15 protein-coding genes are annotated in these 13,492 nt (G+C 73.1%); 11 read left to right on the top strand and 4 right to left on the bottom strand.

Features of this window, described 5'->3' with window-relative positions; all coding sequences use genetic code 11:
• Positions 1 to 9 precede the first annotated feature (9 nt).
• On the bottom strand, positions 10 to 564 hold the full coding sequence (locus tag AB0P35_RS18675; RefSeq protein ID WP_363511919.1) for a L,D-transpeptidase: 555 nt from the start codon (positions 562 to 564) through the stop codon (positions 10 to 12).
• Between the two features lie 164 nt (positions 565 to 728).
• On the opposite strand from AB0P35_RS18675, the gene tsaB reads away from it, so the two are divergent.
• The 5 genes from tsaB to AB0P35_RS18650 all read left to right on the top strand — a co-directional run bounded on the left by tsaB (position 729) and on the right by AB0P35_RS18650 (position 4,156).
• The gene (gene tsaB, locus AB0P35_RS18670) at positions 729 to 1,382 is read left to right on the top strand and encodes a tRNA (adenosine(37)-N6)-threonylcarbamoyltransferase complex dimerization subunit type 1 TsaB (protein WP_363511874.1); all 654 of its coding nucleotides are present in this window, start codon (positions 729 to 731) and stop codon (positions 1,380 to 1,382) included.
• Between the two features lie 31 nt (positions 1,383 to 1,413).
• The gene (rimI, locus tag AB0P35_RS18665) at positions 1,414 to 1,905 is read left to right on the top strand and encodes a ribosomal protein S18-alanine N-acetyltransferase (protein ID WP_095874477.1); all 492 of its coding nucleotides are present in this window, start codon (positions 1,414 to 1,416) and stop codon (positions 1,903 to 1,905) included.
• Entirely contained in the window at positions 1,898 to 2,977 is a 1,080-nt protein-coding gene (tsaD, locus tag AB0P35_RS18660; protein ID WP_363511872.1) for a tRNA (adenosine(37)-N6)-threonylcarbamoyltransferase complex transferase subunit TsaD, read from the top strand. The genes rimI and tsaD overlap by 8 nt, the downstream gene beginning before the upstream one ends.
• Positions 2,974 to 3,231: a hypothetical protein gene (locus tag AB0P35_RS18655; protein ID WP_179419463.1), complete on the top strand. Its 258-nt coding sequence runs from the start codon at positions 2,974 to 2,976 to the stop codon at positions 3,229 to 3,231. The genes tsaD and AB0P35_RS18655 overlap by 4 nt, the downstream gene beginning before the upstream one ends.
• A gap of 76 nt (positions 3,232 to 3,307) precedes the next feature.
• The gene (locus AB0P35_RS18650; protein WP_095874479.1) at positions 3,308 to 4,156 is read left to right on the top strand and encodes a polysaccharide deacetylase family protein; all 849 of its coding nucleotides are present in this window, start codon (positions 3,308 to 3,310) and stop codon (positions 4,154 to 4,156) included.
• Here AB0P35_RS18650 and AB0P35_RS18645 read toward each other — a convergent pair.
• On the bottom strand, positions 4,138 to 5,307 hold the full coding sequence (locus AB0P35_RS18645) for a class I SAM-dependent methyltransferase (protein WP_095874480.1): 1,170 nt from the start codon (positions 5,305 to 5,307) through the stop codon (positions 4,138 to 4,140). The two genes, AB0P35_RS18650 and AB0P35_RS18645, sit on opposite strands and share 19 nt — an antisense overlap.
• Positions 5,308 to 5,344: 37 nt before the next feature.
• A complete protein-coding gene (locus AB0P35_RS18640; RefSeq protein WP_363511869.1) occupies positions 5,345 to 5,647 on the bottom strand; it encodes a hypothetical protein in 303 nt (100 codons plus the stop codon).
• A 247-nt stretch (positions 5,648 to 5,894) separates the two neighbouring features.
• Between AB0P35_RS18640 and groES the strand changes: the two genes are divergently transcribed.
• The 3 genes from groES (at position 5,895) to AB0P35_RS18625 (ending at position 9,122) form a co-directional block, all read left to right on the top strand.
• Positions 5,895 to 6,200, top strand: coding sequence for a co-chaperone GroES (gene groES, locus AB0P35_RS18635; protein WP_095874482.1), 306 nt, complete (start codon positions 5,895 to 5,897; stop codon positions 6,198 to 6,200).
• 92 nt (positions 6,201 to 6,292) lie between these two features.
• Positions 6,293 to 7,927 carry a chaperonin GroEL gene (groL, locus tag AB0P35_RS18630; protein WP_363511867.1) on the top strand — a complete coding sequence of 545 codons (1,635 nt, stop codon included), beginning with the start codon at positions 6,293 to 6,295 and terminating at the stop codon, positions 7,925 to 7,927.
• A gap of 193 nt (positions 7,928 to 8,120) precedes the next feature.
• Complete coding sequence (locus AB0P35_RS18625; protein WP_363511865.1) at positions 8,121 to 9,122, top strand: LysR family transcriptional regulator; 1,002 nt, start codon at positions 8,121 to 8,123, stop codon at positions 9,120 to 9,122.
• Positions 9,123 to 9,212: 90 nt separating this feature from the next.
• Here the strand turns inward: AB0P35_RS18625 and AB0P35_RS18620 are convergent, their stop codons facing one another.
• Complete coding sequence (locus AB0P35_RS18620; RefSeq protein WP_095874485.1) at positions 9,213 to 9,542, bottom strand: WhiB family transcriptional regulator; 330 nt, start codon at positions 9,540 to 9,542, stop codon at positions 9,213 to 9,215.
• 581 nt (positions 9,543 to 10,123) lie between these two features.
• Between AB0P35_RS18620 and AB0P35_RS18615 the strand changes: the two genes are divergently transcribed.
• From AB0P35_RS18615 to guaB, 3 genes are all read left to right on the top strand, one after another.
• The gene (locus AB0P35_RS18615) at positions 10,124 to 10,735 is read left to right on the top strand and encodes a response regulator transcription factor (RefSeq protein ID WP_014136228.1); all 612 of its coding nucleotides are present in this window, start codon (positions 10,124 to 10,126) and stop codon (positions 10,733 to 10,735) included.
• A gap of 249 nt (positions 10,736 to 10,984) precedes the next feature.
• Positions 10,985 to 11,680, top strand: a complete 696-nt coding sequence (gene shbA / locus AB0P35_RS18610; protein WP_218835743.1) for an RNA polymerase sigma factor ShbA — start codon at positions 10,985 to 10,987, stop codon at positions 11,678 to 11,680.
• Positions 11,681 to 11,957: 277 nt separating this feature from the next.
• On the top strand, positions 11,958 to 13,460 hold the full coding sequence (gene guaB / locus AB0P35_RS18605) for an IMP dehydrogenase (protein WP_095874487.1): 1,503 nt from the start codon (positions 11,958 to 11,960) through the stop codon (positions 13,458 to 13,460).
• The last annotated feature ends 32 nt before the right edge of the window (positions 13,461 to 13,492 follow it).

The following is a 13,492-nucleotide window of genomic DNA, read 5'->3' as shown; positions in this document are numbered from 1 at the left end:
GGCCGCGGGTCACTCCGCCACGACCACCCGCGTGCCGGTCGGCGCGAAGTCCCACAGCACCTGCCCGTCCGCCCGCGACGAGCGGATCCCGCCCGTCCGCAGGCTCGCGTCCGGCGGCGCCGTCGAGCCGTCCGCCGCCGCGCCGAAGCCGAACACCACCCCGCTCTGCTGGGTGAAGCGCACCACGTGCTCGATCTGCCGGCCGTCCGTGCCCTTCCCGGTCGCCGTCCGGCTGTACACGCTGTAGTTGCCCGGCGTCGGCTCCGTCGACCCGGGCGTCACCGCGAACGAGGCCTGCAGCTGCGGCGTCTTCCGCGGGTCGACCAGCCACACCCGGTGCCGGGACACCGAGTACACCACCCGGTAGCCCGTCCCCGACGAGGCGGGCAGCTCCGGCGCGGACGGAGCGGGCGCCACCGCGCTCGGCGAGGGCTCCGCGGGCAGGCCGGCCTCCACCCTGGCCGCCTCGGCCCGCGACTCGGCGCCGTCCGCCTGAACGGCCAGGAGCACCACCACCGCCATGGCCCCCGCCGTCAGCCCGGAGACCAGCACGCCCGGACCCATCCTCACCACGCACGCTCCCGCCGCTCGCTCCCGGTGTCCGCCCCATCGTGCCAGGTCCCCACCCGCCCGCAGGGGCGATCCGATGGTGTGTTCTCCCCCGTCCCCGCCGTCCCCTGCCGCACCACCGGGGCGGCACCCGCGGCCGACCCTCTAACCTTGGTGCCGTGCTGCTGCTCGCGTTCGACACCGCAACCCCCGCCGTCACCGCCGCCGTCCACGACGGCACGGCCGTCCTCGCCGAGTCCTACGAGGTCGACGCCAGACGGCACGGCGAGCTGCTCCTGCCCACCATCGGCGACGTGCTGCGCGCCGCCGGCGTCGACAAGCGCGAGCTCACCGCGATCGCCGTCGGCGTGGGCCCCGGCCCGTACACCGGTCTTCGGGTCGGCCTGGTCACCGCCGCCGCCCTCGGCCACGCGCTCGGCCTGCCCGTGCACGGCGTCTGCACCCTCGACGCGATCGCCCACCGGGCCCGCCTCGACGGCCTCACCGGCGCCTTCACCGCGGCCACCGACGCGCGGCGCAAGGAGGTCTACTGGGCCGCCTACGACGCCGACGGCACGCGCACCGACGGCCCCGCCGTCGACCGGCCCGGCGACCTCACCGCGCCGCAGCGCTCGGTCGGCGCCGGCGCCCTGCTCTACCCCGACACCTTCCCCGGCGCGACCGGCCCCGAGCACGTCTCGGCCGGCGCCCTCGCCGACTTCGCCGCCCGCGAACTCGCCGCCGGCCGCGAGCTGCTGCCCAACACCCCGCTCTACCTGCGCCGCCCGGACGCCCAGGTCCCGGCCGGCTACAAGGCGGTGCTCCCCGCATGACCGGCCGGCCCGCCGCGGAGAGGGGCGTGCGATGGACGTGATCCTCCGCCCGATGCGGTGGTGGGACATCGAGCCGGTCATGGACCTCGAACTGCGGCTGTTCCCCGAGGACGCCTGGTCGCACGCCATGTACTGGTCCGAACTCGCCGAGGCCCACCCCGGCGGCACCCGTCACTACACCGTCGCCGCCACTGAGGACGGCCGGATCGTCGGCTACGCCGGACTGATGGCCGTCGGCACCGAGGGCGACGTCCAGACCATCGCCGTCGACGGCCGACTGCAGGGCGCCGGCCTCGGCACCGCGCTGCTCACCGACCTGGTCGAGGAGTCCGCCCGCCGCGGCTGCACCGAACTGCTGCTGGAGGTCCGGGTCGACAACCGGCGCGCCCAGCAGCTCTACGAGCGGTTCGGCTTCCAACCGGTCGGCGTCCGCCGCGGCTACTACCAGCCCGCGAACGTCGACGCGCTCGTCATGCGCCTCGACCACCCCACGCACGATTCGAAGGACCCGAAGAATGGCTGACGAACCGCTCGTCCTCGGCATCGAGACCTCCTGCGACGAGACCGGCGTCGGCATCGTCCACGGCACCACCCTGCTCGCCGACGCGGTCGCCTCCAGCGTCAACGACCACGCCCGCTACGGAGGCGTCGTCCCCGAGATCGCCAGCCGCGCGCACCTGGAGGCGATGGTCCCGACCATCCAGCGGGCCCTCGACACCGCCGGGATCAAGGCCACCGACCTCGACGGCATCGCCGTCACCGCCGGCCCCGGCCTGGCCGGCGCCCTGCTCGTCGGCGTCTCCGCCGCCAAGGCCTACGCCTGGGCCCTCGACAAGCCGCTGTACGGCGTCAACCACCTCGCCTCGCACATCTGCGTCGACCAGCTGGAGCACGGCCGGCTGCCCGAGCCGACCATGGCCCTGCTGGTCTCCGGCGGGCACTCCTCGCTGCTGATGTCCACCGACATCACCAGCGACGTCCGCCCGCTCGGCGCCACCATCGACGACGCCGCCGGCGAGGCCTTCGACAAGGTCGCCCGGGTGCTCGGCCTCGGTTTCCCCGGCGGCCCGGTCGTCGACCGGATGGCCCGCGACGGCGACGGGAAGGCCATCGCCTTCCCGCGCGGCCTCAGCACGGCGAGCGACCCCGCCTACGACTTCTCGTTCTCCGGCCTGAAGACCGCCGTCGCCCGCTGGGTCGAGGCCAAGCGCCGGGCCGGCGAGGAGGTGCCGATCGCCGACGTCGCCGCGTCCTTCCAGGAGGCCGTCACCGACGTGCTCACCCGCAAGGCCGTCCGCGCCTGCAAGGACAACGGCGTCGACCACCTGATGATCGGCGGCGGTGTCGCCGCCAACTCCCGGCTCCGCGAGATGGCCCAGCAGCGCTGCGACCGGGCCGGCATCGTGCTCCGGGTGCCCCGCCCGGGCCTGTGCACCGACAACGGCGCCATGGTCGCCGCGCTCGGCGCCGAGATGGTCCGCCGGGGCCGCACCCCCTCCGCCCTCGACCTGTCCGCGGACTCCTCGCTGCCGGTCACCGAGGTGCACGTCCCGCACACCGAGGTCCACGCGCACGCGCACGAGTCGCTGCGGTGACCCGTGCCCTGATGTGGGAGGCCCGCGCCGCCGAGGGGCGGGCCGCCGACCTGGAGCGCTGGGTGCGCGACCACGCCCTGCCCGACCTGCGCGCCGCCGCCCCCGAACGCCTCGAACTGCTCACCGCCGAGGGCGACCGCGTCCTGCTCATCACCTGGTGGACGGGCGAGCCCGGGCACGTCCCCGATCCGCCGGACGGGTTGACCGCGCGACCCGTCCACCGCTGGTCGTTCACCAGTGCGCACGTCGAGTAGCGTGCCTTCCTGAGAAGACGCTGACCCGGCGCGCCGCCGGGCCGGGTGGGGGGAGCGCACGTTGCCGAAGAGGCCCATGTCCTGTGCCGCGGGGGCGGTGGCTTTGCTGGCGGCACTCACCGCCTGCGGCGGGGGCACCCCGCAGCGCGCCGCCCAGGCCCCGCCCGCCCGGCCCGCCTCCGGTGCGCCAGGCACCACCGCCGCGGCGGCCCCCGCCGCCCAGGACCGGACCGCCGCCTGGGCCAAGTGGGGCCTCAAGCAGCTGCCCGCCGCACCGCCGCCCCCCACCGACAAGCCGGTCAAACTGCCGGCCACCGGCCCCGTCCCGGTCTTCAGCGAGGTGCCGACCGGCGACAAGGTCGTCTTCATCACCATCGACGACGGCGCCGAGAAGGACCCGAAGTTCGTCGAGATGGCCACCGACCTCAAGGTGCCCTTCTCGATGTTCCTGACCCGCGACATCGTCCGCGGCGACTACGGCTACTTCAAGCCACTGCAGGCCCTCGGCAACCGCATCCACAACCACTCCACCGACCACCCGGCGATGAGCAAGCTCTCCGCGGACCGCCAGAAGGCCGAGGTCTGCGACGCCCAGTCCGCGCTCACCCAGCAGTACGGCACCCCGCCGCTGCTGTTCCGCCCGCCGTACGGCGACGGCGCGCACACCCCCGCCCTCAACACCGCCGTCCGCGAGTGCGGCCCCCGCGCGGTGGTGCTCTGGCGCGAGTCCATGCAGATCCACGACATGCAGTACCAGGCCGCCGACAAGAAGCTCCGCCCCGGCGACATCATCCTCGCCCACTTCCGCGGCCCCAAGGACCTCAAGGGCGAGACGATGACCAAGATGTTCGGCGAACTCCTCAGCCGCATCCAGGAGCAGGGCTTCGCCGTCGGCCGCCTGGAGGACTACATCGCGGCCGGCTGACCCAGCATCATCAGCGGACCGTTGTCCGTCCGGCTCAGAATCACCGTCACCTCGTGCGGCCCGCTCGGCTTCAACTGCCGCCGCAGCTCCTCCGGGGTGATCGCGATCCCGCGCTTCTTGATCACCACGGTGCCGGCCCCGCGCTCCCGCAGCAGCGCCTTCAGCCGCTTCACGTTGTACGGCTGCACCTCGCCGATCTCGTACGCGTGGGCGAAGGCGGTCGGCACCAGCTCGTCCGCCGTGACGTACGCGATCTGCGGGTCGACCAGCCGGCCGCCCACGCTGCGCGCCACGTCAGCCACCAGCCCGGCCCGGATCACCGCGCCGTCCGGCTCGTACAGGTAGCGCCCCACCGGGCCGGCCTCGGCCCGGTCGCCGGTGCCCGCCAGGCTGCCGCCGCCCGGCAGCACGGTCGCCCGGTACGGCGCCTCGGCCCCGGTGCCGAACCAGATCACCGCCTCCTTCACCTCGCCGTGGTCGGAGACCCACTCCGCCTCCGCGTCCTCCGGCACCAGCTCGTGCGGAATCCCCGGGGCGACCTTCAGCGCCCCGAACGGGGTGCTCCGCGCCGCCTCCAGCGCCCAGGACAGCGGCGGCGAGTACGCCTCCGGGTCGAAGACCCGCCCGCGGGCGGTGCGCCGCGCAGGATCGGTGAACACCGCGTCGAACCCGGCGGTGTCCACCTCCATGACGTCCGCGCAGCGCACCTCCACCCGGTCGGCGAGGCCCAGTGCCGCCGCGTTGGCCTCCGCCACCGCGCAGGTCAGCGGGGACCGGTCCACCGCCAGCACCGACACCCCGGCCCGGGCCAGCGCGATCGCGTCCCCGCCGATGCCGCAGCACAGGTCCGCCAGCCGCCGCACCCCCAGCCCCGAGAACCGGGCCGCCCGCCACTCGGCGACACTGCGCCGGGTCGCCTGCTCGACGCCGTCCGGCGTGAAGTACATGACGTCGGCGTCCGCGCCGAACTTGGCCCGCGCCCGCTGCCGCAGCCGCGCCTGCTCGAAGGCCGCGCGCACCAGCTCCACCGGGTGGTCGCGGCGCAGCCGGGTGGCCAGGGCCAGCTCCTGGTCCGGGGTGAACTCCCGCAGCTCGGCGAGCAGTGCCCGCCCCTGGTCGGTCAGCAGCGCCCGGAACGATTCGATCTCCACCCGGCCATTCTCCCCGGCCCCGCGGCGCGGCCGCCGCTCAGTGGCCGAGAGCGGTGAGCGCACCCGCCACCAGCACCGGTCCGACGCCCACCAGCGCGACCGGCGCGATCCGGTACCCGCGGCGCACGGTGACCGCGACCGCCGCGAGCGGCATCGCGACCGCGGCCACGAGCAGCGCCGCGCACAGTGCCACCACCCCGGCGCCGCTGCCCGGCGTGGCGAGCGCGAACAGCAGGACGATCAGGGCGTACACCGCGGCGGTGCCGAGCGCCGTCTCGACGGCGAGCAGCCAGGCGGTGTGCAGGAGGTCACGGGTGACGGAGGGTCGGATCGCTGCCATGCCGCCATCGTCCCGGCGCCGCCGCGGTCGCACATGAGTACGGCTACTCACCCGCACCCGGGGACACCGGACGACTCCGTTGGCACTCTGGTTGACTGAGTGCTAACGGCGGCCTATGGTCGTTCCTGGCACTCCCCCCAGGGGAGTGCCAACGCGACGGAGCGCGCCTGACCCCCGCGACGGCAGGCCTGCGGACATCGCCCTTCCCTGTTAGACAACCCCGTAATCTCCGAAGGGGAGCTCGGACGTGACCACCAGCACCAAGGTTGCCATCAAGCCGCTCGAGGACCGCATCGTGGTCCAGCCGCTCGACGCCGAGACCACCACGGCCTCCGGCCTGGTTATCCCGGACACCGCCAAGGAGAAGCCCCAGGAGGGCGTCGTCCTGGCCGTCGGCCCGGGCCGCTTCGAGGATGGCCAGCGCCTGCCGCTCGACGTCGCCGTCGGCGACATCGTCCTGTACTCCAAGTACGGCGGCACCGAGGTCAAGTACCAGGGCGAGGAGTACCTCGTCCTCTCGGCTCGCGACGTTCTCGCCATCATCGAGAAGTAAGCCTCACAGCACGCCCCGGAACCGCGTCAGCACTGACCCGGGCCGGGGCGTGCCTGTTGGTCCATCCGCACAACCCCTGAGGAAACGGGAACATGGCGAAGATCCTGCAGTTCGACGAGGACGCCCGCCGCTCGCTGGAGCGCGGTGTCAACAAGCTGGCCGACACCGTCAAGGTGACCATCGGTCCCAAGGGCCGCAACGTCGTCATCGACAAGAAGTTCGGCGCCCCCACCATCACCAACGACGGTGTGACGATCGCCCGCGAGGTCGAGCTCGACGACCCGTACGAGAACCTCGGCGCGCAGCTCGTCAAGGAGGTGGCCACCAAGACCAACGACGTCGCGGGTGACGGCACCACCACCGCGACCGTGCTCGCCCAGGCCCTGGTCAACGAGGGCCTGCGCAACGTCGCCGCCGGCGCCGGCCCGGCCGCCCTGAAGAAGGGCATCGACAAGGCCGTCGCCGCCGTCTCCGAGCACCTGCTCTCGGTGGCCCGCGAGATCGAGGGCAAGGACGACGTCGCCGCCGTCGCGTCCCTCTCCGCGCAGGACACCCAGGTCGGCGAGCTCATCGCCGAGGCGATCGACAAGGTCGGCAAGGACGGTGTCATCACCGTCGAGGAGTCCAACACCTTCGGCGTGGAGCTCGAGTTCACCGAGGGCATGCAGTTCGACAAGGGCTACCTGTCGCCGTACTTCGTGACCGACGCCGAGCGTCAGGAGGCGGTCCTCGAGGACCCGTACATCCTGATCAACCAGGGCAAGATCTCCTCCATCCAGGAGCTCCTCCCGCTGCTGGAGAAGATCCTGCAGGGCGGCGCCTCGCGCCCGCTGCTGATCATCGCCGAGGACGTCGACGGCGAGGCGCTGTCCACCCTCGTGGTGAACAAGATCCGCGGCACCTTCAACGCGGTTGCCGTCAAGGCCCCCGGCTTCGGCGACCGCCGCAAGGCGATCCTCGGTGACATCGCGGTCCTCACCGGCGCGACCGTCATCTCCGAGGAGGTCGGCCTCAAGCTCGACCAGGCCGGCCTGGACGTGCTCGGCAGCGCCCGCCGCATCACCGTCACCAAGGACGAGACCATCCTCGTCGACGGTGCCGGCGACTCGGAGGCCGTGACCGGCCGCGTCGGTCAGATCAAGGCCGAGATCGCCACCACCGACTCCGACTGGGACCGCGAGAAGCTGCAGGAGCGCCTGGCCAAGCTGGCCGGCGGCGTCTGCGTCATCAAGGTCGGCGCCGCCACCGAGGTGGAGCTCAAGGAGCGCAAGCACCGCCTGGAGGACGCCATCTCGGCGACCCGCGCCGCGGTCGAGGAGGGCATCGTCGCCGGCGGTGGCGCCTCGCTCGTCCACGCCGCCAAGGTCCTCGACGGCGGCCTCGGCCTGTCCGGCGACGAGGCCACCGGTGTCGCGGTCGTCCGCAAGGCGCTCGCCGAGCCGCTGCGCTGGATCGCCCAGAACGCCGGCCTCGAGGGCTACGTCATCACCCACAAGGTCGCCGAGCTGGACGCGGGCTTCGGCTACAACGCGGCCACCGGCGAGTACGGCGACCTGCTGAAGGCCGGCGTCATCGACCCGGTCAAGGTCACCCGCTCCGCCCTGGAGAACGCCGCCTCCATCGCCTCCCTGCTGCTCACCACCGAGACCCTCGTGGTGGAGAAGAAGGAGGAGGAGGCCGACAACGGTCACGGCCACTCGCACGGCGGCCACGGCCACTCCCACTGACCCCGGGTCAGCCCGTCCGGAGGCCCGGCCCTCCCGCCCACCACGGCGGGGAGGCCGGGCCTCCGGCATGAGGCTGAGCCCCGGGGGCACGGGGCGCGGGATGCCCTCCTCGGCCCCAGGCCCAGGTCCCCTGCCCCCGCCTCGTCGGTTCCGTCGGTTCCGCCGGGGTCAAAGGGTGGCTTATAACTGAGCCATGATCGAGGCCCGCCATCTCCGAGTGCTCCGCGCCGTCGCCCGCACCGGCTCCTTCTCCGCCGCCGCGCGCGAGCTGGGCTGCACCCAGCCCGCGGTGAGCCAGCAGATGAAGGCCCTGGAGAAGTCGGTGGCCACCCCGCTGGTGGTCCGCTCCGGGAAGGGCATGCAGCTCAGCGAGGCCGGTGAGGTGCTGCTGAAGCACGCCTCAGGCATCCTGGCCGGCCTGTCCGCCGCCGAGGAGGAGGTCGCCGCGATCGCCGGCCTGCGCTCGGGCCGGGTGCGCCTGGTCTCGTTCCCGACGGCGAGCTCCACGCTGGTGCCGAAGGCGGTGGCCCAGGTCCGGGCGGCCGGCCCGGGGATGCGGGTGTCGCTGCAGGAGGCGGAGCCGCCGGCGTCGTCGGCGATGCTGCGGGCGGGGGAGTGCGAGGTGGCGCTGGCGTTCCGGTACCCGGACTCGCAGGGCGGCGCCGCCGTGGTGCCGTCCCCGCACGCCTCCACACGCGAGGCCCGGGCCGAGGCGACGCTGGAGGCGGCGGCGTCCGCGGCCGCCACCGACTGGTCGGACCTGGTGGTGCGGCCGCTGCTGGACGATCCGCTGGTGGTGCTGGTGCCGGCGGGCCACCGCCTGGCGGGCCCGGACGGCGGGCCGGTGCGGGTGGGGGAGCTGGCGGACGAGCAGTGGATCGCCGGCTGCCCGCAGTGCCGCGGCCATCTGGTGGAGCTCTGCGCGGAGGCGGGCTTCGAGCCCCGGATCGACTTCGCGACCGACGACTACCCCGCGGTGGTCGGCCTGGTGGCCGCCGGGCTGGGGGTGGCGGTGCTGCCGGGCATGGCGCTGGACGCGGTGCGCCGGGAGGGCGTGGCGGTGGTGCCGTTGGAGACCGCCGCGGGCGAGCCGGTGCGGCGGGAAGTGGTGGCGCTGACCCTGCCGGACCTGGCAGGCGTGCCCGCAGTGGGGCTGATGCTGGATCAGCTCGGGGCGGTGGCCGCCGCCCGCTGAGGGGCCGGCGGCCGCCCGTGTCGGTCGCCGCTGAAACGTTTCTTCATGGCCTGTTCGGCCGGATCCCGCTGCGCCGAGCCCTGGCGCGGCTCACCGCCGGACGTTCGCCGGCATCGCCAGGGGCACCTCGGCCAGCTGCCTGTTCCGCGAGCGGCCCAGCAACTCCTCGCGCTCGTCCTCGGTCAGACCGCCCCACACGCCGTACGGCTCCCGGACGGCCAGCGCGTGCGCCGCGCACTCGGCCCGCACCGGGCAGCGCATGCACACCTCCTTGGCACTGGCCTCGCGTGAGCTGCGCGCGGCCCCGCGCTCGCCCTCGGGGTGGAAGAAGAGAGAACTGTCGACGCCGCGGCAGGCGGCGGAGAGCTGCCAGTCCCAGAGGTCTGCGTTGGGGCCGGGGAGGCGGGAGAAATCTGCCATGGCTCATTCCCTTCAAGGACTCAGGACTCGGGCTCGGATCGACGCGGGTTGCAAAAAGGTCTCGGGGCCCGCCCGCTGCGGCGAGGCTGCTCGGGGCCGGTACGGACACCTGGAAATATGACTTACGGCACTCAACAGGACAAGTCACCCACACACCGACACAACAGTCAATGACCGTATAGAAGCTATAAAAACGGACAAACAGGGCATGGTGGTGGTCAGGCTCCGCGTGGCAATCGGGTGGCAGTGCGCCGGGTCGCCCCGGGTGCGAGCCCGGGACGCCGGGCGTGCGCACCGCGCGGAGCACGCGTCCGCTGCGCGAATCTGCGGCGTGTGCACCGCGAGGTGGATGATCCGTGATGGGTCGGCCACGTACAGTGGTGGCGATGGCCCCGAAGGCCGTAACTCATTCGAGTGACGGTCGTTGGATGTACGGAGGCGGTTAGCAAGCGCCGGACGTCGGGAACGATCGCGTTGGCATCGGCGATCAGAACGGGGTCCGTCGCCAATCGGCCGTGTCGGAGAGGTTTCGTACCAGCCAGGAGGCTCAACGTGACGCGGATCAGCTGCGGAGGACGGTCATGACATCCGTACTCGTCTGCGACGATTCCCCGCTCGCCCGGGAGGCGCTTCGCCGAGCGGTCGCGACCGTGCCCGGCGTCGACCGGGTGACCACTGCGACGAACGGTGAGGAGGTCCTCCGCCGCTGGGTGGCCGACCGCTCCGATCTCGTTCTGATGGACGTCCGGATGCCCGGCCTCGGCGGGGTGGAGACGGTCCGGCGGCTGCTGTCCGCCGACCCGGGCGCGCGCATCATCATGCTCACCGTCGCCGAGGACCTGGACGGCGTGGCGCTCGCGGTCGCCGCCGGCGCCCGCGGCTACCTGCACAAGGACGCCTCGCGCGCCGAACTGCGGGCCACCGTCACCCAGGCGCTCGCGGACCCGACCTGGCGGCTCGCGCCGCGCCGGCTGCGCAGCCCCGACATGGGGGCGGCGCCGACGCTGACGGCCCGTGAGATCCAGGTGCTGGAGGGCATGAGCCACGGCCGCAGCAACGCGGAGATCGGCCGGGAGCTGTTCCTCTCGGAGGACACCGTGAAGACGCACGCCCGGCGCCTGTTCAAGAAGCTCGGCGCGTCGGACCGCGCGCACGCCGTGGCGCTCGGCTTCCGCTGGGGCCTGGTCCGCTGACGGAGGCGCCGCGCCGCGGCTTCCCGAGCTCGGACGTGTGACGTCGTGGTCCCGAGGCTGCACCATGGAGGAGTGGAGCACCTCGGGAACCAGCGGACGGGTACTGCGGAGACGAGTGCAACCGCAGCAGGAACGACGGGCACAGGGGCGGGAGGCGGTGCGGTGGGTACGGCGATCACGCATAACGTTCCGATGCACAACTCCGGACGCGGTGCCGCGTTCGTCGGACCGACCAGGCACCATGGACCGATGCGTGACGACGAGGCCGCCGCCGCCCCCGGCGAGGCCCGGCCCGATCCGGCACAGTCCGGCGGTCCGGGTGACGCGCCGTACGCGGAGTCCGGCGGACCGCGCCGGCCCGTGCTCGGCGGCGGCTCCTCGCCGCAGTTGAACGAGGTCGTGTCGGCCGCCGTCGCCGGCGAGGGCCCGGCCGTCGATGCCCTCCTCGCCTATGTGCACCCGCTGGCGCTGCGCTACTGCCGGGCCCGGCTCGTCCGGCTGCCCGGCGGCGCCCGGCACCACGTCGACGACGTCGTGCAGGAGGTCTGCGTCGCGGTGCTCTGCGCGTTGCCGCGCTACCGCGACGAGGGCCGCCCCTTCGAGGCCTTCGTCTACGGCATCGCCGCCCACAAGATCGCCGACCTGCAGCGGGCCGCGATGCGCGGCCCCGGGTCCACCGTGATCCCTCCCGACGACCTGCCGGAGACCGCGGACGAGTCGCTCGGCCCGGAGGAGCGCGCCCTGCTCAGCAGCGACGCGGCGTGGATCAAGGAGCTGCTCTCCAACCTGCCGGCCCGCCAGCGCGAACTCGTGCTGCTGCGGGTCGCCGCCGGGCTCTCCGCCGAGGAGACCGGCGAGGTGCTCGGGATGTCCCCCGGTGCCGTCCGGGTCGCCCAGCACCGCGCGCTCAGCAGACTTCGCGCCCTCGCGGAAGAGTCCTCCTGACTCCTGCGTTGTCAAGGAGAGCGCCAACCGACACTCCGGACACCAGTACCATGAGGTATCGGCGCCTGGGCAGGTCGCCAAAGTTTCGTGGGTGCGATCGGGGTTTCTTGGAGGAACCTCCAAGCATGCGGCGTCTTGGCGGTCCGCCCGTGCCGGTGTGCGCGGGTGTGGCGGCGGTCCGACCGCAGACCGACGCCCCGCCCTCCTGAGACCAACGCTCCGGACACCCTCAACCGGAGCGATCAGATCAACGGCCGCCACGGAAGGTCCCCACACGATGTCTTATAACGCCGCAGGCGTACCCGAGAAGTTCGCGATGCTCGGGCTCACGTACGACGACGTCCTGCTGCTGCCCGGGGCCTCCGAGGTGCTGCCGAACCAGGTCGACACCGCCTCGCGGGTCTCCCGCAACGTCCGGGTGAACATCCCGCTGCTCTCGGCGGCGATGGACAAGGTCACCGAGTCCCGGATGGCCATCGCCATGGCCCGCCAGGGCGGTGTCGGCGTGCTCCACCGCAACCTGTCGATCGAGGACCAGGTCAGCCAGGTCGACCTGGTGAAGCGCTCCGAGTCCGGCATGGTCGCCGACCCGATCACCGTCGGCCCGGAGGCCACCCTCGCCGAGGCCGACGCGCTCTGTGCCCGGTTCCGGATCAGCGGCGTGCCCGTCGCCGACCCCGAGGGCCGGCTGCTGGGCATCGTCACCAACCGCGACATGGCCTTCGAGACGGACCGCAGCCGCCAGGTCCGCGAGATCATGACGCCGATGCCGCTGATCACCGGCAAGGTCGGCATTTCCGGCGAGGACGCCATGGCGCTCCTCCGCCGCCACAAGATCGAGAAGCTGCCGCTGGTCGACGGGGACGGCCGGATCAAGGGCCTCATCACGGTCAAGGACTTCGTCAAGGCCGAGCAGTACCCGAACGCCGCGAAGGACGCCGAGGGCCGGCTGCTCGTCGGCGCCGCCGTCGGTGCCTCCGCCGAGGCCTTCGACCGCGCCCAGGCCCTGGTCGGCGCCGGTGTCGACTTCCTGGTCGTCGACACCTCGCACGGCCACAGCCACAACGCGCTCGCCTGGATCGCCAAGATCAAGTCGGCGGTCAAGGTCGACGTCATCGGCGGCAACGTCGCCACCCGCGACGGCGCCCAGGCGCTGATCGACGCCGGTGTCGACGGCGTCAAGGTCGGTGTCGGCCCCGGCTCCATCTGCACCACCCGCGTCGTCGCCGGCATCGGCGTGCCGCAGATCACCGCCATCTACGAGGCCGCCCTCGCCTGCCGCGCGGCCGGCGTGCCGGTCATCGGCGACGGCGGCCTGCAGTACTCCGGCGACATCGGCAAGGCGCTCGCCGCCGGTGCCGACACCGTGATGCTCGGCTCGCTGCTGGCCGGCTGCGAGGAGTCGCCCGGCGAGCTCCAGTTCATCAACGGCAAGCAGTACAAGTCCTACCGCGGCATGGGCTCGCTCGGCGCCATGCAGTCCCGCGGCCAGGGCCGCTCGTACTCCAAGGACCGCTACTTCCAGGCCGAGGTTTCCTCGGACGACAAGCTCGTGCCCGAGGGCATCGAGGGTCAGGTGCCGTACCGCGGCCCGCTGTCGGCGGTGCTGCACCAGCTGGTCGGCGGCCTGCGGCAGACCATGGGCTACGTCGGCGCGGCCACCATCGCCGAGATGGAGAGCAAGGGCCGGTTCGTCCGGATCACCGCGGCCGGCCTCAAGGAGAGCCACCCGCACGACATCCAGATGACCGTCGAGGCGCCCAACTACAGCGGCCGGTAACGGTCGCACCCGCAGGGGCGCGTGGGGAACCT

This window comes from Kitasatospora sp. NPDC085879, assembly GCF_040686255.1.
Taxonomy (GTDB): Bacteria; Actinomycetota; Actinomycetes; order Streptomycetales; family Streptomycetaceae; genus Kitasatospora.
This window is presented reverse-complemented; position numbering and strand designations above follow the sequence as displayed.